Annotated in this window: 1 pseudogene; it reads right to left on the minus strand. The window is 69.1% G+C overall.

Features of this window, described 5'->3' with window-relative positions:
- Positions 1-236, minus strand: a pseudogene (locus ACQG3P_RS19465) (hypothetical protein); the annotation flags it as partial.
- Positions 237-282 lie beyond the last annotated feature (46 nt).

The following is a 282-nucleotide window of genomic DNA, read 5'->3' on the forward strand; positions in this document are numbered from 1 at the left end:
GCATTGGAGACGTTGCCCCACAGGTAGATCGACGACAGCCGGTTGACGTCCTGCAGGCTCACCGCAGAGCGGATCTGCCCGGTCAGCTCGCTCAACCGGCGCGCGCAGCCGGCGCGGTAGATGCCGGTATTGCCCACCGAAACACCACGCGGCGGCATCCGCGCCGTCGCGCCCAGCGCATCGCAGCTGCGGTCGGTGAACACCGTTTCGCCCAGTGCAGTCGTGCAACGGTTCACGCGCTGCGCCTGTGCCTGCGCCCAGGGGGCCCAGCACAGCATGCAC

The organism is Stenotrophomonas sp. SrG (assembly GCF_050031795.1).
Taxonomy (GTDB): domain Bacteria; phylum Pseudomonadota; class Gammaproteobacteria; order Xanthomonadales; family Xanthomonadaceae; genus Stenotrophomonas; species Stenotrophomonas rhizophila_A.